The following is a 20,983-nucleotide window of genomic DNA, read 5'->3' on the forward strand; positions in this document are numbered from 1 at the left end:
GTGACGATGACCCTGTTCGGGGACGGTCTGGAAGCCGCGGTACAGAAGGCGTTCACCCGCCCGGTGCCGAAGAGCGCGGGCGCGCAGATGCGCTACCTGGTCAGGCAGCTCAAGGGCACCCGCGCGGTCGCCCAGCTGCTGCGGATCTCCCAGCGCACCGTCGAGCGGTATGTGAAGGACCAGATCAGGAAGCCCCGGCCGGAACTCGCCGCGCGCCTGGAGCGTGAGGTGAGGAAGCGCTGGCAGCCGCAGATCCGGGCCAGGGCCCGGCAGCGGGCGGCGACGACCGGCGGCATCGTCATCGACACCCGCGCCCGTCTCGGCTACGACGCGCCGATCGGCTCGACCGACGACGCCCGTGTCCGGCACCTGACCGTCGCGCTCCCCCCGCAGTACGCCGCGCGTCTCTTCGACGCCCAGCAGGCCGGCGCCGGTGACCAGCAGTTGCAGCAGATCGCCGCCGAGGGACTCAAGGAGATGTACTTCCAGGACAACGGCCGCCGCGCGGGCCAGCTGGAAGAAGTCCGCTTCACGGACGTCCAGCACGTGGAGTTCGATCTCTAGCTCGGGCCCGGCACCGGGATCTCTAGCTCGGGCCCGGCACCGCGATCTCCGGCTCGGGCCCGGCACCGACATGGCGGCCCCGCCCCTGATCCCCGCCCTCGAACAGGCTTGAGCCGGCCCAGGGTGCGTACTCGTACCTCACCACTGCGGAACACCACCCGAAACACGAGCACCACACCGCACCACACCGCATCGCATTGGAGAGCACCCATGCGCGCGACCCTCATGTACGGCGCCGGCGATGTCCGCGTCGAGAACGTTCCCGATTCCGTCGTCAAGCTGCCCACCGACGCGCTGGTCCGCGTCACCGCGTCCTGTGTCTGTGGCAGTGATCTGTGGCCGTACGGTTCGATGAGGCCCGAGGACGGTCCCGTCCGGATGGGGCACGAGTTCATCGGCGTCGTCGAGGACACCGGCGCGGAGGTGACCACGGTCGAACGCGGTGACCTGGTCGTCGCGCCGTTCGCGATCTCGGACAACACCTGCGCGTTCTGCCGGGAGGGCCTGCACACCTCCTGCTCCCACCCGCAGGCCGGGTTCTGGGACGGCGAGCCGGAGGAGGGCGGTCAGGCGGAGGCGGTCCGCGTCCCGCTCGCCGACGGCACCCTGGTCAAGCTCCCCGTCGCCGCGGACTCGGCGCTCATACCGTCCCTGCTGACCCTCTCGGACGTCTTCGGCACCGGCTACCACGCCGCCGTGGCGGGCGGTGTCGACGGGCGCACCCGTGTCACCGTGATCGGGGACGGCGCGGTCGGTCTGCTGGCGGTCCTGTCGGCGAAGCGGCTCGGCGCGGAGCAGGTCATCCTCATGGGCCGCCACCGGGCGCGTACCGACCTCGGGCGTGAGTTCGGTGCCACCGACGTCGTCTCCGCCCGTGGCGAGGAAGGTGTCGAGGCGGTCCGTGAGCTGACCGGCGGGGACGGCACGCATGTGGTCCTGGAGGCCGTCGGCAACATGCCCGCCTATGAGCAGGCCCTCGGCGTGGTGCGCCGAGGAGGTGTGATCAGTCGCGTGGGTGTGCCGCAGTACGAGGAGGCACCGGTCGGTTTCGGCAGCCTGTTCCGGCACAACATCCGGCTGGCCGGAGGACCCGCGCCGGTCCGCGCGTACATCGAGGAGCTGATGCCCGACATCCTCGACGGCACGATCGAGCCGGGGAAGGTCTTCGACGCCACCACCGGCCTCGACGGCGTGCCGGCCGGCTACCGGGACATGGCCGACCGCAAGACCCTGAAGGTCCTCGTCGAACCCTGACCCGCACAGCCGGAGGGTGCGGCTCGGCCCGCCCAACTCGGTCTGTGCCCGGCCGGCCATCTGGGCCCGGTTCCTCTTGTCACCACGGGGCGGCACAAGGGCCCAACGGCCCTTCTTACCAGGGACGTTGGGGCATATGTCCGTAGTGTCATACTGACCTGCGGTTTCTGTGGGCGTCGCGCCTCCCGGTCGAGGCGCCTGAGGGCCGTCACCCCTTCTTCGCTTCCTAGGAGTTCACCGATGCCTCGACTGTTCTGCCAACCTCCGAGCGGCGCGCCGGTCCCCCCGGCCCCGTGCGCCGGGCGGGTTACCGGCATGGGCCGCGAGACGCGGACGGGGTGCTGACCATGAGTGCGAACGACCGGAGTTACCACACGCTTCTGGCCCGGCACGAGGCGATGCGACTGCGGCGTCGACTGCTCACCCCGGGGAACACCGCGGGCGCGGAGGGGCAGCCCCCGGCCGGAGAACCGTACGACGGCGGCGCCGACCAGCGGACCATCATGGACCACCTGGACCTGGTGGCCCCCTTCGAGGAGCTGATCACCCACCTCTACCAGGCACTGTTCACGCGGCATCCCTCGCTGCGATCGCTCTTCCCCGCCTCGATGGAATTCCAGAAGGCCCATCTCGCACGGGCGTTCTCATACCTGATCGAGCACTTGGACCGGCCCGACGACATCACCCGGACCTTCACCCAACTCGGCCGTGACCACCGCAAGCTCGGTCTGCTGCCGGCCCAGTACGCCGCGTTCGAGGCAGCGCTGTGCACAGCGCTGCGCATCCAGGCCGGCGAGCGCTGGCACGCGGAGCTGGAACAGGCGTGGGTGCGGATGCTGCGCCTCGGTGTGACGGCCATGGTGCGCGGCGCGGACGCGGCGCTGCACGAACCGCCCTGCTGGCGTGCCACGGTGACGGCACACCAGTTGCGTGGTCCGGACCTCGCGGTGCTCCGGCTGCGGCCGCACGAGACCTTCCGGTACCGCGCCGGGCAGTACGTCACGCTGGAGTCCGCGAGACTGCCGCACACCTGGCGCCCGTACTATCCGGCCGGCGCACCCGGCCAGGAGGAGCTGGAGTTCCATGTCCGCCGCACCGGGCCCGGCGGAGTGAGTGACGCCCTGGTGCGCCACACGTCGATCGGGGGCGAAGTGCGGATCGGGCCACCGAAGGGGAACCTGACACTCGGAGACGAGCCGTTGGGGGATCTACGGCTGGTGGCCTGGGACACCGGCTGGGCCGCGATGAAGGCGCTGTTGCGGGAACTGGACGCCCGAATGGGCATGGGATCGGAACACCGGGGCTGCGCGGTGCGGCTCCTCATGGGCGCCGGAACGCTGTCCGACCTGTACGACACCGACTACCTGACCACGTTCGCGAGTGGCCGCCCGTGGCTCACCGTGGTGCCGGTGATCGCGGGAGCCGCACCGGAGGGACGGACCCGTGACCGCCTGGTCCAGGCCGTGGCCGAGTGTCTCTCCCCGGTGGCCGGCCCCACCTTGGTGGCCGGACCGCCGACTGCCGTGAGCGCGGTGAAGGACGCCCTCGTCCGTGCCGGACTGCCGGCCGAACACCTCCGCCACGACCTGCCGTCGGCCGGAGCCCGGGACGAGCGAGGGAACGCGGCAGGGGCCGGCCCGGCCGGGAGGGCGGCACCCCCTGGACAGCCGGTACGCGTCCTGTCCGCTGTCGCTCTGCGCGCCGGCCCGGCGCCCCTGCCGATGTGATGCGCAGCCTGATCGCACAGCGCCGCCTGCCCCTCCCGTCCCCCCGGCGCACCCCCGGGTGCGCTCCGTACGAGAACGACGGCGTCCGGACGGACGGCGCACCGGCTCCGGGGGCGGAGGTGCCGACGCCGTGGTCCGCGTGCGTCAAGCCGGTGGCGCCAGGCGCTCGTCCGTGACCCGTTGCAGCTTGCCGAGGGACCGCTCCAGGGTCTGCGGGTCCACGACGGTCGCCTCCACGGTGACGCCGACGCCGTCCTTCACCCCCTTGACGATCGCGCGTGCCGCCGTCCGGCGCTGTTCGAGGCCGGCGTCCGGATGGGCTTCGACCTGGACGGTCAGGTGGTCCATCCGGCCGCGCCGGGTGAGCCGGATCCGGAAGTGCGGGGTCACTGCGGGGGTGCGCAGGACGACCTCCTCGATCTGGCTCGGGTACACGTTCACTCCGCGCAGGATGATCATGTCGTCGCAGCGGCCGGTGATCCGCTCGATGCGGCGCATGCCCGGCCGGGCGGTCCCGGGCAGCAGCCGGGTCATGTCGCGGGTGCGGTAGCGGATGACGGGCAGGGCCTCCTTGGTGAGGGAGGTGAGGACGAGTTCACCGCCCGTGCCGTCGGCGAGGGACTCGCCGGTGAACGGGTCGACCACCTCGGGCAGGAAGTGGTCCTCCCACACGTGCGGGCCGTCCTTGGTCTCCACGCACTCCTGGGCGACGCCCGGCCCCATCACCTCGGACAGCCCGTAGATGTCCACGGCGTGGAGGTCCACGCGCTCCTCGATCTCCCGGCGCATCTCCTCCGTCCACGGCTCGGCGCCGAAGATCCCGGTCTTCAGCGAGGTGGAGCGCGGATCGACGCCCTGGCGTTCGAACTCGTCGAGCAGGGTGAGCAGGTAGGAGGGCGTCACCATGATGATCTCGGGCCGGAAGTCCTGAATGATCTGCACCTGACGGGCCGTCATGCCGCCGGAGGCCGGTATCACCGTGCAGCCGGCCCGCTCCGCGCCGTAGTGTGCGCCGAGTCCGCCGGTGAACAGGCCGTAGCCGTAGGCGACATGGACCAGGTGTCCCGGGCGCCCGCCCGCCGCCCGGATCGAACGGGCCACCAGATCGGCCCAGTTCGACAGGTCCGTCTCGGTGTAGCCGACCACGGTGGGTTGCCCGGTGGTGCCACTGGAGGCGTGCAGGCGCCGCACCTCGTGCATCGGCACCGCGAACATGCCGAAGGGGTACGCCTCGCGCAGGTCGGCCTTGGTGGTGAAGGGGAATTGGGTCAGGTCTTCCAGGGTCCGGCAGTCTTCGGGACCGACGCCCGCCGCGTCGAACTTCCGTCGGTAGAGTTCCACGTTGTCGTAGGCGTGGCGCAGGGTCCGTCGCAGTCGGCGCAGTTGCAGGTCGCGTACCTCCTCCCGGGACAGCCGCTCGGCGGCGTCCAGCAGGTCGGCCGGGACGGGCTCGCCCAGGCGGCCGCGGGCGGCGGGCGGTGCGGTGAGTCGGCTGGTCATCACGCTTTCTGGTCCTCTCTCCGGGCGGGACACCCCCGTCCGCATCCGACAACTGCTCGCGTGCGGGCGGCCGTCGCCCGGTGTGCCGGTCCCGGACCGGAGCGACGGCCGCGTGGGGGTTCGGTCTCAGACGAGTTGCGCTCGGTGGTCCGGCACGGCCACGTCCGGGGAGTCGACGGCCCGGGGACCGGGGACCGGCGCGTCCTCCGGGCGGTTGCGGCCCAGGCCCTCGTGTGCCGCCACGAACTCGTGGGCGCACATGGCCGCCGCGCAGTTGATCTCGCCGGCGAGGAGGACGGCGGCGATGATGGCGGCGAGCTTCCCGGCCTTGCCGTCGCCCACGCAGTCCACCATGGCCAACGTGGTCTGGTAAGGCGGGAGGCCGGTGCCTCCGCCCACCGTGGCCACGATGAGGGTGGGCATGGTCAGGCACACCTCCAACTCGTCGGGGCCCAGCCACCGGGTCTCCACCACCGCCTGGGTGCACTCGGCCACGTACGCGAGGTCCTGTCCGAAAGCCTGGAAGAGCCCGGTCATGCCGTTCGCCATGTGGAGGTTCAGCGAATAGGCGCCGTGCAGGGCCAGCGTCCCCTTGAAGTCCTCGATGAGCCGCTCCAGCCGCTCCAGGCTGGTCCGCGCCATGCTCCGCACGACCTCACGCCTGAGGACCGTACGCGCCAGGACCTGCTTGCCCTTCCGGCGCAGCGGAAGGCTCTTCTTGTCCTCGGGGTAGGGCAGTACGTCGTACTCCACCAGGCCGCTGTGCGCGGTGACGAACTCCGCCACCTTGCTGATGGCCTTGCTCACCATGTTGCTGCCCATGGCGTCGCCGGTCGTGCAGGCCATGGAGAGCAGCACCCGGGTGGCCTGGCGGTCGTAGGTGATCTCCATGAGGCGCAGGTGGTTGCTGCTCCCGACGGCGATGTCACGAAGCGTCTCCTCCCGCTCGCGGCACCACGCGACCAGCTTCCGCGCGTCCGCCAGGGAGGCGGTGGTGAACTGGACCGCGCGCAGGAACCGGTCGCCGTACACCTCCACCTCGCAGCCACCCGAGAGGTTCATGAGCTTGGCGCCGCGTGAGTAGGAGGCGACCAGGGTCCCCTCCAGGGTCGCCATGGGGACGACGAACGTGCCCTCCGCGTCGGGCCCGTGGATGTCGATCGGACCGACCAGGCCCACGGGGACGCTGACGGCGCCCACGAAGTTCTCGATGTTGCCGGCGACCTCCTCCTCGGTGAGCGCGGTCTGTAGCGACTCGCAGCTTCCCCCGGCCAGCCGGGCAGCCATCTCGCGTCGCTTCTCGAAGTCATGCCGAGGAATCGAAAGGCTCATTCCGCTACTTTTCTCCTAGATCCCGCAATGAAGGCCGGGGCCGGTGTGCGGGAGGCGTGCACTGGCGATGGAAATCCGGACATTGGTGGCAATGAGGTGTCTGGTGGGCGGGTCGAAACGGCCTTATGCGCATGCCGAACATGCCGTGAGCTGCTGCTTCGTTCGCGACCGACCGGCAGGCGCCTCGCGAAAAGCGTCGCCCAGAACCACAATGCGGCACACCGCACCCCGCTTCTTTGGCCATTCCGGGAATAGGGGAGTGCACTGCCGGACAACGAGGCCGCAGGGTCGTTCCACCCAAGAGACGTGACGTTCATCATCACGCAACCGGACGTGCCGGCCGGCATCACACGACGGGCTTCCTCTCCGCGCGCCACGGCCCACGGCGGGGCGGCGGCTGATCCCTGATCACGTAGCCTCTCCTGGCACGCACACGACAAGGGGAGGGCCATGAGAGGCAGAACGGCCTGGGCCGCGGCCGGCGGGGCCGCGGTACTGGTGCTGACGACGGCGACCGGAGCACACGCGGAGGGGCGGGGCGACATCCGGGTGGTGAAGACCGTCGTCAACGGCGGCGGCAACGTCATCGTGGGTACGTCGAAGACGATCCGCTACCCGATCGACATCACCGTCAAGGACGACTCGGGGGTGAAGCGACTCACGCACGTCAGCACCTTCAACATGGCGAACGCCTACGGTTTCGCGACCTGGGACGGCTCGTCCTGCACGAAGAAGAGCGCGACCACCTCCGTATGCCGGGCCACGATGACCGTCGACCCGGGCTGGATTCCCGACAGCGACGACATCGACACCAACAAGGTCGCCGGCATCTGGCAGGTCAACGCCACCGTCAAGGCGAACGACGGTGACTACTGGATCTCCGACCACATCGCCGAGTACAAGGTCAAGCGGGCCGCCCGGCTCACCACGGTGATCGCACCGGAGAAGGTCGCCAAGGGCGCCAAGGCGACCATCACCGGCAAGCTGTCACGGGCCAACTGGGAGGACCTGAAGTACCACGGTTTCACCGGCCAGCAGGTCAGGCTCCAGTTCAGGCAGAAGGGCGCCGCCCACTACAGCACGGTCAAGACTGTCACGACCGGCGACGCGGGCAAGCTGACCACCAAGGTGGCCGTCACGTCGGCAGGCAACTGGCGCTGGTACTTCCCCGGCACCACGACCACCTCCCGGAAGGTGTCGGCCGGGGACACACTCAACCTGAAGTAGCCGGCGAACCGCGCCTCCGCACACGGCACGGACCGGGGCCTCAACGGGGGGCACGCGTGGAGGAACACACGGCGACGCAGCGGTCCGTGCCGGGGGCCGCCTGAGGGCCCGGCCCTCCGGCGGCCAGACACACTTTGCGCCGGACCCGTGCGGCACCGGCGCAGGAACCCTCCGCGGGCGCGTCACCCGCGCACTCGGCTCTCGCATACGACATGGCTGTCCCCGATGTCATATGACGGCCATGTCTCACATCATTGACCCTCACCACGTCATGAACCGACTTCATGAGCCACGCACTAGGATGCCGTTCATGAGTGAACCACTGCGAGCGGTGCTCGGAGAAGACCAGGCGATCGTTCGCGAGGGTATCGCGACCATCCTCCGCAACGCCGGCATCACCGTGGTCGCGGCGGTGGACAACGCGGTGGACCTAGTCCGCGTGGCCGAGGTGGAGCGGCCCGACGTGGTGATCACCGACATCCAGATGCCGCCCGACCTCGGCGCCGACGGTCTGCGGGCGGCGCAGGAGATCCGTGCCGCGCGGCCGGAGACCCCGGTCATCGTGCTCTCCCAGTTCCTCGACGCCTCCTACGCCCTCGATCTGGTGGGCGACGACCCGAGCGGGGTGGGCTATCTCCTCAAGGAGAAGGTCGCCAGCCCGCAGATCCTGACCGACGCCGTGGAGCGGGTGGTCGCCGGCGGCTCCGCTCTCGACCCCGACGTCATCTCCTCCCTTGTCGGGCGCAAACGCAAGCAGGACCCTCTGGCGGCGCTGACGCCGAGGGAGAAGGACGTCCTGGCCCTGATGGCGGAGGGGCACTCCAACACGGGCATCGCACGCAAGCTCGTGGTGACGGTGCCGGCGGTGGAGCGCCATGTGACGGGCATCTTCATGAAGCTCGGCCTCAGCCAGGCGGGCTCGAACCAGCACCGCCGGGTGCTGGCCGTACTCCGCTACCTCAAGCAGTAGGCGCGGGCGGGGGCGAAGCGGGCTCAGGCGGTCGGGCCGAAGCGCGGGCGGGGGCGAAGCGGGCTCAGGCGGTCGGGCCGAAGATCGTCTTGAGGTCGGCGTCGAACAGCCGGTCCTTGGCGATGAAGGACTCGATCCCCGCCTGCCGTAGCTCGTCCACGGACCAGAACGACTGCTCGGTGGAGGTCAGCACGATCCGGGGCGGCTGATCCTCCGCCCGGAGCATACGGGCGACGGTCACGCCGTCGTGATCCGGCAGGTGCAGATCCAGCAGCAGACCGTCGGGCCGGTGCTCGCGCACCGCGGCCAGGGCCGAAGCACCGTCCTCCGACTCGGCGACGACGCGTAGACCGCGCGCCGTCAGGAGTGTCTTCGCGATGCGACGGAACCCAGGGTCGTCGTCGACGACCACGATGTTGACGGACATGTTTCCCAGGATGCCCGGGATCGCGACGGACAGGCCATAGGGGCATCCCCACGATCCGCCGCTCATCACAGTTGGGAATGTCCCCACACCGAGGGTCCGGGCCCGGCGGCGAGCCGACGACGAGGATGCCGTCGGGGGCCGTGACCGTCCGGGCACCCCGACTCACCCATGGGGATCTCCACAGGAGCGGCACACCGCGATCATCGGGCCTGCTCCATCGCGGCTGCCCATCCCCGAGCGGAACGATGAAACATGTGGCGCCGGCCACGCCCATGCGTCCGGCGGCCGTTCCGATCCGTTCCGATCCGTTCAGGGAGGAAACCCCGTGCGCCCCACACTGAGAGTCCCATGGACCTGGGTGACGCTCGTCGCGGTCGCCGTGTGGCTGGTCGTGATCTGCTACTTCATCCAGCACGGCAGCACACACACGTCGACCCGCTGTCCGTCCGGCGGGTCTCACGTCACGACGCGCCAGTCACCGCTGTAGACGTTCATCGAGTCACCCCGCAGGAAGCCGACGAGTGTCATCCCGCTCTCGTCGGCGAGTTCGCACGCCAGTGACGAGGGTGCGGAGACCGCCGCGAGGACCGGGATGCCGGCCATGACGGCCTTCTGCACCAGTTCGAACGAGGCCCGCCCCGACACCATCAGCACACTGCGGGACAGCGGCAACAGCCCCTTCTGGAAAGCGCGTCCGACCAGCTTGTCCACGGCGTTGTGCCGGCCGACGTCCTCCTGGAGGTCGAGCAGCACACCCCGCTCGTCGAAGAGCCCGGCCGCGTGCAGTCCGCCGGTCCGTGAGAACACCCGCTGCTCCCGCCGCAGGCTGTCCGGCAGGGAGGCCAGCAGCTCCGGGGAGAGAACCAGGGAGGGGTGGTCGGACAACGGCCAGCGGGCGACCGTCCGCACGGCGTCCAGGCTCGCCTTGCCGCACAGTCCGCAGGACGACGTGGTGTAGAAGTTCCGCTGGATCGTGAAGCGTTCGGCGCCGATCCCTTCGGCCGTGCGCACGTCGACCACGTTGTAGGTGTTGCGTCCCTCCTCGGTGGCACCGGCGCAGTACGTGATGGTCCGCAGCTCCTCGACCGAGCCGAGCACACCCTCGCTGACGAGGAACCCGGCCGCCAGCGCGAAGTCGTCGCCGGGCGTGCGCATCGTGATGGCCAGCGACTCCCCGTTCAGCCGGATCTCCAGCGGTTCCTCGGCGGCCACCGTGTCCGCCCGCGCGGAGACGTTCCCCTGCCGCACACGCACGACCTTGCGGCTCACCGCGGCTCTCCCCATGGCTGACGTCCTCACCGTGTGTCGGATGGCTGTCCACGCGCCCCGCCCAGTGTGTCGAGCACCGAGCCGTACCCCTTCACCGTAGGCGGGCCGCGCGGGCGCGGGCATCCGTCATCCGACGGCTATACGCCCCTCCGCGGCACCTCCCTGAACGCACATTCGTGCGATGTGCGTCGACTGGCCCCGCCCGCACACTGCGGGGCAGTGGCGAAAGGAGTCGTGGTGAGCCCTCTGTTCCGTACCGATGCCCGTACCGACGCCCGACCGGACCCTGGGCAGGACCCCAACCGGTGGCGTGCCCTCTGGGTCACCCTGGTCGCCGGTTTCATGATCCTGCTGGACGTGACGATCGTGTCCGTGGCCCTGCCGTCCATGGCGCGCGACCTGGGGGCGAAGCCGTCGTCGGTGCAGTGGGTCGTGTCGGGCTACGCCCTGGCCTTCGCCCTCGCCCTCGTGGTGGCGGGGCGGTTGGGTGACGCCGTGGGCCGCCGGCGGATCTTCCTCGGTGCGCTCGCCGCCTTCGTCGTGTGCAGCGCGGCCGTCGGCGCGGCCCCTACGATCGGGCTGGTCGTGGCGGCGCGGCTCGCCCAGGGGGTGTCGGCCGGCTTCCTGGCACCGCAGAACTCCGCGCTGATCCAGCAGCTCTTCTCGGACTCCGAACGACCGCGCGCCTTCGGCCTGTTCAGCGCCACCGTGGGCATCTCCAGCGCCGTCGGCCCCATCACCGGCGGCATCATCCTCGCCCTGGCCACGGGCCCGGACGGCTGGCGGTGGATCTTCTACGTCAACGTGCCCATCGGTGCGGCGGCCCTGCTCCTGGGCCGCCGCCTGCTGCCGAGATCGGCCCCCGGCGTACGGGGGCATCTGGACCTGGTCGGGGTGGGCCTGCTGGGTGCCGGTGTCCTGGCGCTGATGCTGCCGCTGGTCGAGGCCGACTCCGGCGGGCTGCGCCACATGGCGTGGCTGTTCCCCGTCGGCGCGCTGCTCCTGTACGGCTTCGCCCGCTGGGAACGACGTGTCTGCGCGCGTGGTCTGGAGCCCCTGCTGGACCCGCGGTTGCTGCGCGAAGTCCGAGGTTACGCGCCGGGGGCCGCGCTGGCCACCGTCTACTTCGTCGGCTTCAGCGGCATCTGGCTGGTGTTCGCCCTCTACTTCCAGGACGCGCTGGGCTACACACCGCTGCAGTCCGGACTGGTGGTGACACCGTTCGCGTTCGGTTCCGCGGCGGCCGCAGTGGTGGCCAGCCGGCTGGTGCGGCGCCTGGGGCGGCTGCTGACGGTCCTGGGCCTGGTCGCGGTGGCGGCGGGCCTGACGGCCACCGCGCTGCTGCTGTGGCTGGTCCCGGGGTCCACCGCGATCCGGGCGGTCGTGCCGGCGCTCCTGGTGAGCGGGATCGGCAGCGGCTTCGTCATCTCGCCCAACGTGACGATGACCCTGCGTGAGGTCCCCCTGAGCATGGCGGGGGTCGCGGGCGGCGCGCTCCAGACGGGCCAGCGGCTGGGCGGCGCCGTCGGCACGGCCGTCCTGCCGGGGCTGTACTACCTGCTCCGGGGCGCTCACGGCTCGGCGTCCGCCGCCGTCGCCGCGTCGGTGGGCGCGGGCATCATCGCGATCCTGGCCGCGCTGCTGCTGGCGGTGGTGGACTGGCGGGCCGACCGACGGCAGGGTCCACGCGAGCTGCCGTCCCCGGACCACCATGCCCACCTGGGGTGAGCGGCGGGGGAGAGGCCCCCTTCCCCGAGTACGCCCGCCGGACGGGCGCCGTCACGGCAAGAGCCGTGCGGACCCGCGCGAGGTCCGCACGGCTCGGCGCGTCGGACGGACCGGCCGTCCGGCCGCGTGTCACGGGCAAGACCGGCCGCGTGTCACGGGCAAGACCCGCGACGGGTGCGCGGCACGCGTCCGGCCCGGTCCGAAAGGGTGCGCGGGTCGTTCACCCGACGGCTCCCCGCTGGTCGACCTCCGTCAGGTAGAGGCGGGCCAGCTGCACACGCGACCGGATGCCCAGCTTCTCGAACGCGTGCCGCACATGGGTGTTCACCGTGTGCGGGGACACGAACAGCCGCTCCGCCGCCTGCCGGTTGGTCGCCCCGTGCGCGATCAGGCGTACCACGCCCAGCTCCGACGGGGTCAGTCCGCGCCACCCGGCGCCCGGCACGTCGGCCGCCGGGGCTGCCGTTCCGGGCTTGGCACCCGGCTTGACCCCGAGCTTGCGCAGCCGGCCCCGGACACGCCGGACGTTCCGGTGGGCGCCGCACGCCTCGTACCCCTCCAGCGCCCGCTCGAAGCGGCCCCGCGCCTCGGGCGACCCCGCTTCCGCCAGCAGTGCACCGGCGTCCTCCCACGCCTCTGCCCCGAGCAGCGGTCGAGCGGTTCCGTACCGCTCCGCCGCCGCCAGGAGCCGGTCCGGGTCACCGTCCAGGAGTCCGCGCACATGCGTGGCCACTGCTGCGAACAGGCTGAATCGGGGACTGCGCTGCGCCCTGTGCTCGGCGAACTCCACCACGGAGACGGCGTCTTCACGCAGACCGGCGCCGAGCGCGATACGGACGAGCAGGACCGTCTCCGCCGGATCGACCGGAAGCGCGTGAACGTAGCCCCGGCGCGCGTGGGCCATGGCGAGCGGCAGGTGACGCTCGGCCGGGCCGAGATCGTCCCGGTACGCCATGGCGATCAGGGTGACCCACGCGCCGATCCCGCGCTGCCGCGGGTCGTCGCCCGACAGACAGGCGTCGGCCCGGGCCGCGCACTCCTCCATCGCCGCGTCGTCCCCCATGTGGAAGGCCACGCGCGCCCGGGTGCACAGGGCCGCCGATTCCCCCATGAAGGAGACCCCGGTGGCCGCGGCCTCGGTCTCGGCGGACGCCAGTTCCCGCGCGGCCTGCGCCAACTGACCCGCGTCCAGCAGGAGTCGGGCCCGGGCGTTCCGCCACAGGGGCAGCAGTGCCCGTCGGCCACGCTGTTCCGCCTCGTTCGCCGCCTCCTCCACGAGGTCCCGCGCGCTTCGGTCGTCCCCGGACAGGCCCAGCAGCGCGGCACGCCAGCTCGTGGCGAGGGCCACCTCCGGCAGGGTGGCGGCGTGGGCGGGGTCGAGGTGCGCGACGCCCGCGGCGGCGGCCTCGCTGTGCTTCAGGGCGTCGGCCCAGTGGTGCCGGTGGCAGGCGCTCATCGACCGCAGTATCCGGTGCGTCAGTTCACTGACCGGGTGCGTACCACGCGTCCGCATCAGGGACTCGGCCATGCCGCCACCGCCGGCCTCCCCGGCCTCGCCCGCCAGCAGGCGGTTGAGCAGGGTGGTCAACAGGAGCTGGTCCTTCAGGGCGACCGGGACATCGCGTCGGCGATGGACGTGGCGGACCTGGGCGTCGGGCTGCCGGACATGGAACTGGCTTCCCATACGGGCCAGTTCGAGACATGCCTCGGCGTGCGTGAGGGCATCGGGCGCGGTCTGGACGACCCGGCGGGCCAGGTCTCGTGCCCCGGCGATGTCCCCGGACTGCCACAGCAGGGGGATGAGCTCCGCCGACAGCCGCTGCCGCTCGGGGCACACGTCCGCGGTGAGTTCCACGGCGCGCTTGAGGTATCGGGCCGCGCTGCCCGGCGCCACGGCGGCCAGCTCCTGTGCGGCGGCCCGCAGGACGCGCCCGGCCTGAGCGTCGCCGGGCTCCGCGAGGTCGACGAGCTCGGGGGCCAGCGACACCGCCGGCACACCCGCCTTCATCCGCGCCTCCACCAGGCGCCTGCGGATGGACGTGCGCACGGGCCCCGGGAGGGTGGCCGCGATCGCCTCGCGCACCGCCGTGTGCGGGAAGGACAGCCGGTCGTGACCGGCGTGCAGCAACTGGGCGGCGAGGACCTCGCGCAGGGGCCGGAGCAGGGTCGGCTCGCGGCGGCCCATCACCTGGGACAGGTGCTTGACGGTGAGGGAACCGCCCAGCACCGAGGCGGTCAGCACCAGTTCCCGGCCGTCCTCGGAGAGCTGGTGGAGACGGCGGGTGACCAGCGGAGCGAGGACCGTCGACGCGTCGGCCGGTCCCTCGGCGGCGGTGGGGGAGCCGTGCCCGAGGTGCGCGCAGAACTGCCGTACCAGACCCGGGAGTCCGTCGAGGTAGGGCAGGTAGGGTGCCGCCGCCGCGGCTCGCGGGCCGAGGATGTCCTGAGCCATCTGCCGTACGGCCTCCGGGGCGAGCGGCGGCAGTTCGAGGTGGGTGGCCCGGCCGGAGAGCAGATCCCGGCGCAGCGTGCGCACGGCCGGGGCGTCCGGGTGGGCGCGGGAGGCGAGCACCCACAGCAGGGGGAGCCCGGCGAGCCGCGCGGTGAGCGTGCGCACCGCCAACAGGGTCAGGTCGTCGCAGTCGTGCACGTCGTCGAGGAGCAGGACGAGCGGCCGTTCCAGAGCGAGGGCGCGGAGCCGGTCCCCGACCTCCCGCAGCAGCCAATAGGACTCCCCCTCCTCGGGCGAGCCGGCGCGCGGCCCGTGGGCGAGGCCGTCGGTCTCGGCGGAGAGGGCGTCCAGCAGCGGCGCCAGGGGAGTGAGCTGCCCGCGTGCCAGCCCGGCACCCGTGAGCACCCGGGCCCCGGCCAGGGCCGCCTCGGTTCCGGCACCGGCCAGCATGCGGGACCTGCCCGCACCGGGCGGCCCCTCGATCCACAGGACTCCCCCGCCGTTGCGGTGGACGTGCCGGCGAACCCACTGGGTGAGCAGTTCCTGTTCCGTCCTGCGCCCGCGTACGGGGAGTGCGGACACCTCGTCGGCGGCACCGGCCGCTGTCCGTGAATCGTCAATCGCCTGGCTCAAGGCAACCTCCAGGGGTCCGTGTTCACTGCGATGGACGGGGCGCGACACCGTGAGGCGTCCGTGCCGGGGACCCGGGCGCCCGAGGGCGGGACGGGTGCGGACACCGCGTCGCCGGCCGATCGGGTGTACGGCCGTTCCCCGTGCGGGGCGCGGCCGTTCCCGCGTCTGTCGACATGGTGGCCGGTGCCGGGCCCGCCTGGCTGTCGAGACCGCCTGAGAGGTGTTACGGGGGCTCCCCAGAAGGGATGTCGGGAAAACCCCACGGCGAGAGCCCGCCGCTGCCGCCTCCTCGCGCCGCGCAGTGGTCCGCCCCGGGACCCTCCCGGATGCCCGCGCCCGCACCCGTCTGGCCCGGCAGCGCACGCGTATCCGCCGGCCCAGCAGCCCTGTTGTGGGGCACTCCCCACGCCGGCACCCCGGGATGTCCCGTAGATGGTGTCGAGGCCGCACTACAGCCGGGACGGCGGACCGGCCGCGAGACTGGAGGCCCGCCGATCAACGGCCGGACCCACACCATGACGAGCACGTGTGCCGGGTGCGCTGGACGCGCCCCGGTCCCGAGAGACGGGGAAGTGAAAGAGATGGCGCAGATGGAAGCCGTGCGGTTCGAGGACCGGGCCGTGCCGGTCCGGGCGATGGTGAGCGCGATCCGCGGCATCCGCGTACGCGACCGCGTCACCAGGCTGACCGGGGCCTTGGTCTCCGTGGGTGTCGGCGGCACGCTGCTGCTGATGCCGGGACCGACCCGGATGGCGACAGGGGTCGTCTTCGGGGTGCAGTTCGCCGTCCAAGGCGTGCTCCAGATGTTCGCCGCGCGGGAGGCGAGGGTGCCGGTGCCCGTGCGCTGGCTGCTGGCGGCCGGCGGAGGCGTCGTCCTCTTCCTGGCCGTCTCCTTCTTCCGCGGCCACGCCGACTCGGTGTTCCTGCTGGGGCTGTGGACGGGCTTCGGTCTGCTTCTGCGCGGCTTCACGATGGCCGTCTCGATGATGCCGTCCTCGGTCGTTCAGGTGGTCGCCTATGACGACCTGCTGAACGCGTTGATCGTCTCGGTCGGTCTCTTCATGACCGCTTTCCCCTTCTCGTCCCTGGGGCAGCTGGCCTCCCTCGCCGGTCTCGCCCTGATGCTCACCGGGCTGGTGGAGGCCGTCGGCGCCTCCCGCCGACCGGGCCGCACGGTGCGCGCGCTGCGCTGAACGAACGGCTCGCCGACTGCCCGGCTGTCCGCGCCACGCGGTCTTCGGGGGGACCGACTCCCCCGCCGCGGAGCGGTTCCCGCACGGTGCGGCGCAAGATCCGGTCTTCTACAGGAGGTTTCCCATGAGCAAGTGGCAGCACACGATCCGGCTCACCCGTTGGCTCGCCGGCCGGCGCCTGCCCGTGCCGATCGTGTGTGAGTTCTCGTTCGACCCCGCCGATCCGCTGGCCGTCAGTGTCACCTTCCGCACCGAGCGTCAATATCCGCCGCGGTGGGTGTTCGCCCGCGAGCTGCTGTGCGAGGGATTCATCGCCCGATCCGGCCAGGGAGACGTGCAGATATGGCCGGAGTACGACGAGGAAGGCGGCTGTTCCCTGTGGATCCAGGTGGGCAACGCCAGCGGTACGGCACTCTTCGAGGCGCCGGCCCGGCCGGTCGCCGAGTGGCTTGCCCACTCCTATGCGATGGTTCCCCGGGGCCGGGAGCTGGCGCATGTGAACTGGGACGCCCTGGCCCAAACGTTCCAATAAGACAGCCATATCAGCTCAAGAGAACCAAGTCATCACCTGAACGACTGTGTCGATCAGGTGATGACTTTATTTGTCGAGTCTTAGGTTAGTTCTCAGCAGGGGGTAACACCAGTACGGACCCAAGTGGTGGCACCGGACCAGCCATGGCGAGAGGACGAGGCGTAGTATCTGTGGCAGCACCTGAGACACGCCCGCACATGACACACATCGAAGAAGCGTCTTCGTCCAAGAGCCGAACCACAGGGAGGGTCCGCGGCATGCCGGAAGCCAAGTCGACCACCACCGAGCTGCTGACACATTACAGTTCCCAGCTGGCACAAGACCTCGAACGGAATGTGCGGGAGCAGGACCAGGTCCGCAGCGAGATCGAGTCGCTTCAGGCCCGCCTGCTGACGTTGCAGCACGACCACACGGTGCTCGCGACCATGCGGCAGGCGCTGGAGAGCGGCATCCCGCTCCAGCAGGTCCCGGCGTCCGCGACGCCCGTGCAGGGGTACGACCTGCCCACTGCCTCGGCACCGGGTGCCGCCCGGCGGAAGCAGAAGACGCCGACGCTGGTCGCGCTGATCCGGGCCCATCTGGCCGAGCGGTCGGAGCCGTGCTCGGCGGCGGAGATCGCCACCGCGCTGAGCGAGGCGCACCCGGACCGTGTCATCAAGACGACCGTGGTGCGTACGACCCTCGAAGGGCTGGTCGCCCGGAGCAGTGTGCGGCGCCTCAAGCAGGGGCATTCCGTGTTCTACACGAGCCTCGAACAGAACGGGGAGCGGAACCCGCGCGAGAGCCGGGCAGAGGCGGGCACCGCCGCCCGGGCCGCTAACAGTGACTGAAACCGTCCGCTCGACGGGCCGCGGCGACCACGCCGTCCGGCTTCCGGCCGGAGGCGGTCCCCGGAGACGGTGCGCGGCTCTCGTGTGTCATGCAGGTGTCATGCAGGTGTCATAAATGTCGTCGACTCACCTTGAAGTCTGGCTGTCAGTCATCTGACCGATGCGGCACACCCCCTTCCGTAAGGAGCATAAAGACACCGAAACCCTGCCGAACGCCTTGGATGCGGACCGGCGGGGGCGGAAGGAGGAGAAAGATGCGAACCAGACTGCTGCCGCTGCTGAGCGACTGGGAATGGCAGGAACGAGGCGCCTGCCGTGGAATGAGCAGCGCCGTGTTCTTCTCGCCTCCGGGGGAGAGGGGCCACCGGCGCCGCCGGCGGGAGGAGCGGGCTCGCCTGATCTGCGGCCGGTGCGAGGTCATCGAGGAATGCGCCGCCATGGCCCTCGACTACAACGAGCGGTACGGCGTGTGGGGCGGGATGTCCGCGGGCGAACGCCGGCACGTCCTCGACTCGAACGGACAGGACACCGGCCTGGGGGCCGGTGAGACCGGGCCGTGTGCGCAAGGAGTCTTGGACCCGTCCGTGTGAGCAAGCGGGCAAGGGCCACGTCCACGCCCCGGTTGGCCTTGATCCGGATCAGTGCCGCCCCCTGCCCCGCCCGCTACTGCGGGCGGGGCAGGGGGTGTACCCGTGTGGGGCATCCGGCGGCGGAACATGTCCGGGTCCGCCTGCGAAGACGCGAGATCAAGGCGGCCATCCCGGGGCCTGCCGACCGCGGACCGCAACCGCGACAACCGCCACGAGCCGGGCTCCCGGGGCGGTCGGCCGTCGAAGCCCGGCAGGACCGGCGACCGCGAGCGCCGTTCCGTCGAGCGCGGGACCCCTCGCCCGCACGCCACCGGGCCGGGGACACCGGAAACGACAAGCCGGCCGCCCGCTACGAGACGACCGTGCTTGTCGCGGTTCCCGACAAGTGGCTGTGACCACCGCTTTCCCTCACGGACCCTTTCAGGCCCGGACGGGGACGCGGGCGTGGGCGTGGGCCGGGCGCGGCGCGGCCAGGCGGTGCGTGGCGTAGATGAGGAAGGACAGGCTGAGGGCCGCCAGTATGACGTAGGCGGTGTCGTTGTCGAAGCTGTCCCACGCCGTGTGCAGGGCCACCGCGACGGCGAACACCAGGACGAACACGCCGACCGCCGCCCTGCGGCGGTGCTGTGCCGTCACCACCGACCACAGCGCGGCGGCCGTGAGCCCGGTCCACGCCATGTGGGCGGCGGGGCTCAGCAGGCCCCGCAGCATCAGCAGATCGTCCACGGCCCGCAGGTCGCCACCGGAGTTGATGAGTTCGACGAAGGCGTAGCCCATGGTCTCGAACACGGCGAAGCCGGCGCCGGAGGCGACTCCGAGGAGCAGTCCGTTGCCGGGCTGCCGGTCGCGGATGGCCAGCATCACGAGGAACGGGACGATGAGCTTCGCGGTCTCCTCGATCAGACCGACGGCCGCCATCGGGAGGACGTCCATCAGCAGCAGGGTCCGGTACTCCAGGAAACCGGCCGTGGCCACCCCGATCGCACCGCCGGCCAGCGCGGTGGCCCCCACGGTGCCGACGCCGACCCCGAAGTCGAGGCGTCGGCCCGCCACGAAGGTGACGAAGGCACCCGGGACCAGGGCCGCCCCGAAGAAGATCAGGGCGGGCACCAGGTTGGGGTTCCGGGTGGAGACGAGCGCGGAGTGGATGAACCAGAACATCAGCAGACCGGCCAGCAGGACGGCGAGCCAGCCCCAGCGGCGGCTGAAACCGAGCAGTCGGCTCCGCTCGGTGCGAGTCGGTTGTTGTGTGAGGGTTACGGACACGGATTCCTCCCCGGACGGATGGCGATGGGTCCTAGGGTGCCCGTGCCGGTGGCGGCGGACATCACACGTTCATGTGCTTCTGCTTCCGCATCCGCCCCCGGTCGGCGTGACAGGCGTCGCAGGGCGTCCATAGCTCACATGTGTGATGCCGGGACGCAGGGAGGCACGACAGTATGAGGGCTCGGACAGCAGTGAGGAGTCCTCAGATGTCTGGCTTCCCCCACCGCAGGGACGACATGGCGGGCCATCCCGACGCCTTCGAGATGCGCGAGCGCTACGCCCGTGTCCTCGGCGCACATGACGTGGCCTTGGTGAACGGGCCGATCTTCCTGGTCGGCCTGTTCTTCGCCGCGTCCCCCTGGATCCTGCACTTCGCCGGGACGGACGGTGATCTCGCGGTGCACGACCTCGTCGTGGGCGCCGCCATCTGCCTCCTCGCCCTCGGGTTCACCGTGGCCCCCGAGCGCATGACCGGGATGAGCGGTGCCCTCGGCGTGACCGGCGTCTGGATGCTCCTGTCACCGTGGGTGGTGGGCCGGCACCCGGGCCGGGGCGCCGTCCTCGGCAGCGTGCTCCTCGGCACCCTGGCCCTGGTGCTCGGACTCGTGTCCGGGGCCATGGTCCGCCGCGCCAACCGAGTGCTGTGACCCGCCGGTCCCGTCCTCCCACCACCCGCGCCCCGCCCGGACGCCCACCCTTGCCCGCCCGGGCGCTCACCCCTTCCCCGCCCGGCCCCTCCATGCCGCTCCTCAAGGAGAAGAGACCGATGACCGAACCCGTTCCGCCGCGTCACGACCCACGTCAGTCCTGGCGCACCGAAGGCGTGCCGGGCGGGTCGGCGCCGTCACCGAACGGGCTGCGCTCCCGGGGCGGTTGCCTGGTGCAGCTGGTGATCCTGCTCGTCGTCTACGCCGCGTTCGGCTTCCTGTACAACGATGTGCGCGGGGACGGGACGACCTCGGTCGACTACACCGCCTTCACCGCTCAGTTGGAAGCGGGCAACGTCAAAAGCGTCTACTCCCAGGGCTCCGAGATCCAGGGCACGCTGAAGAAGCCCGGTGAGGTGCCCGGGGGCGCCAAGGGCGCTACGTACACGCACTTCAAGACGTACAAGCCCGCGTTCGCCGACGACGGGCGGCTGTGGGCGGAGATCACCCGGAAGAAGGTCGCGGTCGCCGCCGAGCCGCTGGCGCAGGGGCCGGGCCTAGGGGAGACCCTGCTGGTCTCCCTGCTGCCCATGGTGCTGCTGATCGCCGTATGGCTGTTCGTCGCCCGGCGGACGGGCGGAGGACTGGGCGGGGGACTGGGCGGCGGACTCGGTGGTGCGGGCGGGGTGCTCGGCCGCAAGTCGCCCAAGCCGGTCGGTCAGGAGCCGGGCAGGCGGCGTACGACCTTCGCCGACGTGGCCGGCATCGACGAGGTCGAGGGCGAGCTGAACGACGTCGTGGACTTCCTGAAGAACCCCGACGCCTACCGCCGGATGGGCGCC

The 20,983-nt window shown here is 71.2% G+C and carries 18 protein-coding genes; 12 read left to right on the forward strand and 6 right to left on the reverse strand.

Features of this window, described 5'->3' with window-relative positions:
* The first annotated feature begins 6 nt into the window (after positions 1 to 6).
* The 3 genes from IF37_RS0130240 to IF37_RS0130250 all read left to right on the forward strand — a co-directional run bounded on the left by IF37_RS0130240 (position 7) and on the right by IF37_RS0130250 (position 3,545).
* A complete protein-coding gene (locus IF37_RS0130240; RefSeq protein WP_030749592.1) occupies positions 7 to 564 on the forward strand; it encodes a hypothetical protein in 558 nt (185 codons plus the stop codon).
* Between the two features lie 210 nt (positions 565 to 774).
* Positions 775 to 1,818 carry an alcohol dehydrogenase catalytic domain-containing protein gene (locus tag IF37_RS0130245; protein WP_030749595.1) on the forward strand — a complete coding sequence of 348 codons (1,044 nt, stop codon included), beginning with the start codon at positions 775 to 777 and terminating at the stop codon, positions 1,816 to 1,818.
* Positions 1,819 to 2,165: 347 nt separating this feature from the next.
* Entirely contained in the window at positions 2,166 to 3,545 is a 1,380-nt protein-coding gene (locus IF37_RS0130250) for a globin domain-containing protein (RefSeq protein WP_079165957.1), read from the forward strand.
* A gap of 144 nt (positions 3,546 to 3,689) precedes the next feature.
* Here IF37_RS0130250 and paaK read toward each other — a convergent pair whose 3' ends face one another.
* Both paaK and IF37_RS0130260 read right to left on the reverse strand, forming a co-directional pair.
* On the reverse strand, positions 3,690 to 5,045 hold the full coding sequence (gene paaK / locus IF37_RS0130255) for a phenylacetate--CoA ligase PaaK (RefSeq protein WP_030749601.1): 1,356 nt from the start codon (positions 5,043 to 5,045) through the stop codon (positions 3,690 to 3,692).
* 126 nt (positions 5,046 to 5,171) lie between these two features.
* Entirely contained in the window at positions 5,172 to 6,377 is a 1,206-nt protein-coding gene (locus IF37_RS0130260; RefSeq protein ID WP_079165952.1) for a hypothetical protein, read from the reverse strand.
* Positions 6,378 to 6,827: 450 nt separating this feature from the next.
* Between IF37_RS0130260 and IF37_RS0130265 the strand changes: the two genes are divergently transcribed.
* Positions 6,828 to 7,604, forward strand: coding sequence for a hypothetical protein (locus tag IF37_RS0130265; RefSeq protein ID WP_030749608.1), 777 nt, complete (start codon positions 6,828 to 6,830; stop codon positions 7,602 to 7,604).
* 310 nt (positions 7,605 to 7,914) lie between these two features.
* A complete protein-coding gene (locus tag IF37_RS0130270) occupies positions 7,915 to 8,574 on the forward strand; it encodes a response regulator transcription factor (protein WP_030749611.1) in 660 nt (219 codons plus the stop codon).
* A 64-nt stretch (positions 8,575 to 8,638) separates the two neighbouring features.
* Here the strand turns inward: IF37_RS0130270 and IF37_RS0130275 are convergent, their stop codons facing one another.
* Entirely contained in the window at positions 8,639 to 9,001 is a 363-nt protein-coding gene (locus IF37_RS0130275) for a response regulator (protein WP_030749614.1), read from the reverse strand.
* A 456-nt stretch (positions 9,002 to 9,457) separates the two neighbouring features.
* Positions 9,458 to 10,285 (reverse strand): formate dehydrogenase accessory sulfurtransferase FdhD, encoded by an 828-nt coding sequence (gene fdhD, locus IF37_RS0130280; protein WP_030749617.1) that lies wholly within the window; start codon positions 10,283 to 10,285, stop codon positions 9,458 to 9,460.
* 222 nt (positions 10,286 to 10,507) lie between these two features.
* Between fdhD and IF37_RS0130285 the strand changes: the two genes are divergently transcribed.
* Positions 10,508 to 11,998: an MFS transporter gene (locus tag IF37_RS0130285; protein ID WP_030749620.1), complete on the forward strand. Its 1,491-nt coding sequence runs from the start codon at positions 10,508 to 10,510 to the stop codon at positions 11,996 to 11,998.
* 220 nt (positions 11,999 to 12,218) lie between these two features.
* On the opposite strand, the gene IF37_RS0130290 is transcribed toward IF37_RS0130285, so the two are convergent.
* Entirely contained in the window at positions 12,219 to 15,083 is a 2,865-nt protein-coding gene (locus IF37_RS0130290) for a LuxR C-terminal-related transcriptional regulator (RefSeq protein WP_030749623.1), read from the reverse strand.
* 581 nt (positions 15,084 to 15,664) lie between these two features.
* On the opposite strand from IF37_RS0130290, the gene IF37_RS0130295 reads away from it, so the two are divergent.
* The 4 genes from IF37_RS0130295 (at position 15,665) to IF37_RS0130310 (ending at position 18,228) form a co-directional block, all read left to right on the forward strand.
* Entirely contained in the window at positions 15,665 to 16,276 is a 612-nt protein-coding gene (locus tag IF37_RS0130295) for a DUF308 domain-containing protein (RefSeq protein ID WP_030749626.1), read from the forward strand.
* Between the two features lie 124 nt (positions 16,277 to 16,400).
* On the forward strand, positions 16,401 to 16,808 hold the full coding sequence (locus IF37_RS0130300; RefSeq protein ID WP_030749629.1) for an SsgA family sporulation/cell division regulator: 408 nt from the start codon (positions 16,401 to 16,403) through the stop codon (positions 16,806 to 16,808).
* 257 nt (positions 16,809 to 17,065) lie between these two features.
* Complete coding sequence (locus IF37_RS0130305; RefSeq protein WP_052845454.1) at positions 17,066 to 17,638, forward strand: hypothetical protein; 573 nt, start codon at positions 17,066 to 17,068, stop codon at positions 17,636 to 17,638.
* 254 nt (positions 17,639 to 17,892) lie between these two features.
* On the forward strand, positions 17,893 to 18,228 hold the full coding sequence (locus IF37_RS0130310; RefSeq protein WP_052845455.1) for a WhiB family transcriptional regulator: 336 nt from the start codon (positions 17,893 to 17,895) through the stop codon (positions 18,226 to 18,228).
* Positions 18,229 to 18,648: 420 nt separating this feature from the next.
* On the opposite strand, the gene IF37_RS0130315 is transcribed toward IF37_RS0130310, so the two are convergent.
* Positions 18,649 to 19,494, reverse strand: a complete 846-nt coding sequence (locus tag IF37_RS0130315) for a PrsW family glutamic-type intramembrane protease (RefSeq protein ID WP_030749638.1) — start codon at positions 19,492 to 19,494, stop codon at positions 18,649 to 18,651.
* A gap of 206 nt (positions 19,495 to 19,700) precedes the next feature.
* Here IF37_RS0130315 and IF37_RS0130320 point away from each other — a divergent pair, with 206 nt between their 5' ends.
* Positions 19,701 to 20,141 carry an SPW repeat protein gene (locus IF37_RS0130320; protein WP_030749641.1) on the forward strand — a complete coding sequence of 147 codons (441 nt, stop codon included), beginning with the start codon at positions 19,701 to 19,703 and terminating at the stop codon, positions 20,139 to 20,141.
* Positions 20,142 to 20,260: 119 nt separating this feature from the next.
* A partial coding sequence (locus IF37_RS0130325) for an ATP-dependent metallopeptidase FtsH/Yme1/Tma family protein (RefSeq protein WP_030749644.1) occupies positions 20,261 to 20,983 on the forward strand: 723 nt, incomplete at its 3' end.

Source organism: Streptomyces sp. NRRL S-31 (assembly GCF_000718775.1).
Lineage (GTDB): Bacteria > Actinomycetota > Actinomycetes > Streptomycetales > Streptomycetaceae > Streptomyces.

What these genes read in the sequence shown, in the direction of transcription:
- IF37_RS0130270 (WP_030749611.1), top strand. Translation starts at nt 7,915, where the DNA reads ATGAGTGAACCACTGCGAGCGGTGCTCGGAGAAGACCAGGCGATCGTT.
- IF37_RS0130260 (WP_079165952.1), bottom strand. Translation starts at nt 6,377, where the DNA reads ATGAGCCTTTCGATTCCTCGGCATGACTTCGAGAAGCGACGCGAGATG.
- IF37_RS0130275 (WP_030749614.1), bottom strand. Translation starts at nt 9,001, where the DNA reads ATGTCCGTCAACATCGTGGTCGTCGACGACGACCCTGGGTTCCGTCGC.
- IF37_RS0130250 (WP_079165957.1), top strand. Translation starts at nt 2,166, where the DNA reads ATGAGTGCGAACGACCGGAGTTACCACACGCTTCTGGCCCGGCACGAG.
- IF37_RS0130245 (WP_030749595.1), top strand. Translation starts at nt 775, where the DNA reads ATGCGCGCGACCCTCATGTACGGCGCCGGCGATGTCCGCGTCGAGAAC.
- IF37_RS0130240 (WP_030749592.1), top strand. Translation starts at nt 7, where the DNA reads ATGACCCTGTTCGGGGACGGTCTGGAAGCCGCGGTACAGAAGGCGTTC.
- paaK (WP_030749601.1), bottom strand. Translation starts at nt 5,045, where the DNA reads ATGACCAGCCGACTCACCGCACCGCCCGCCGCCCGCGGCCGCCTGGGC.
- IF37_RS0130305 (WP_052845454.1), top strand. Translation starts at nt 17,066, where the DNA reads ATGCCGGAAGCCAAGTCGACCACCACCGAGCTGCTGACACATTACAGT.
- IF37_RS0130310 (WP_052845455.1), top strand. Translation starts at nt 17,893, where the DNA reads ATGCGAACCAGACTGCTGCCGCTGCTGAGCGACTGGGAATGGCAGGAA.
- IF37_RS0130265 (WP_030749608.1), top strand. Translation starts at nt 6,828, where the DNA reads ATGAGAGGCAGAACGGCCTGGGCCGCGGCCGGCGGGGCCGCGGTACTG.
- fdhD (WP_030749617.1), bottom strand. Translation starts at nt 10,285, where the DNA reads ATGGGGAGAGCCGCGGTGAGCCGCAAGGTCGTGCGTGTGCGGCAGGGG.
- IF37_RS0130300 (WP_030749629.1), top strand. Translation starts at nt 16,401, where the DNA reads ATGAGCAAGTGGCAGCACACGATCCGGCTCACCCGTTGGCTCGCCGGC.
- IF37_RS0130295 (WP_030749626.1), top strand. Translation starts at nt 15,665, where the DNA reads ATGGCGCAGATGGAAGCCGTGCGGTTCGAGGACCGGGCCGTGCCGGTC.
- IF37_RS0130320 (WP_030749641.1), top strand. Translation starts at nt 19,701, where the DNA reads ATGTCTGGCTTCCCCCACCGCAGGGACGACATGGCGGGCCATCCCGAC.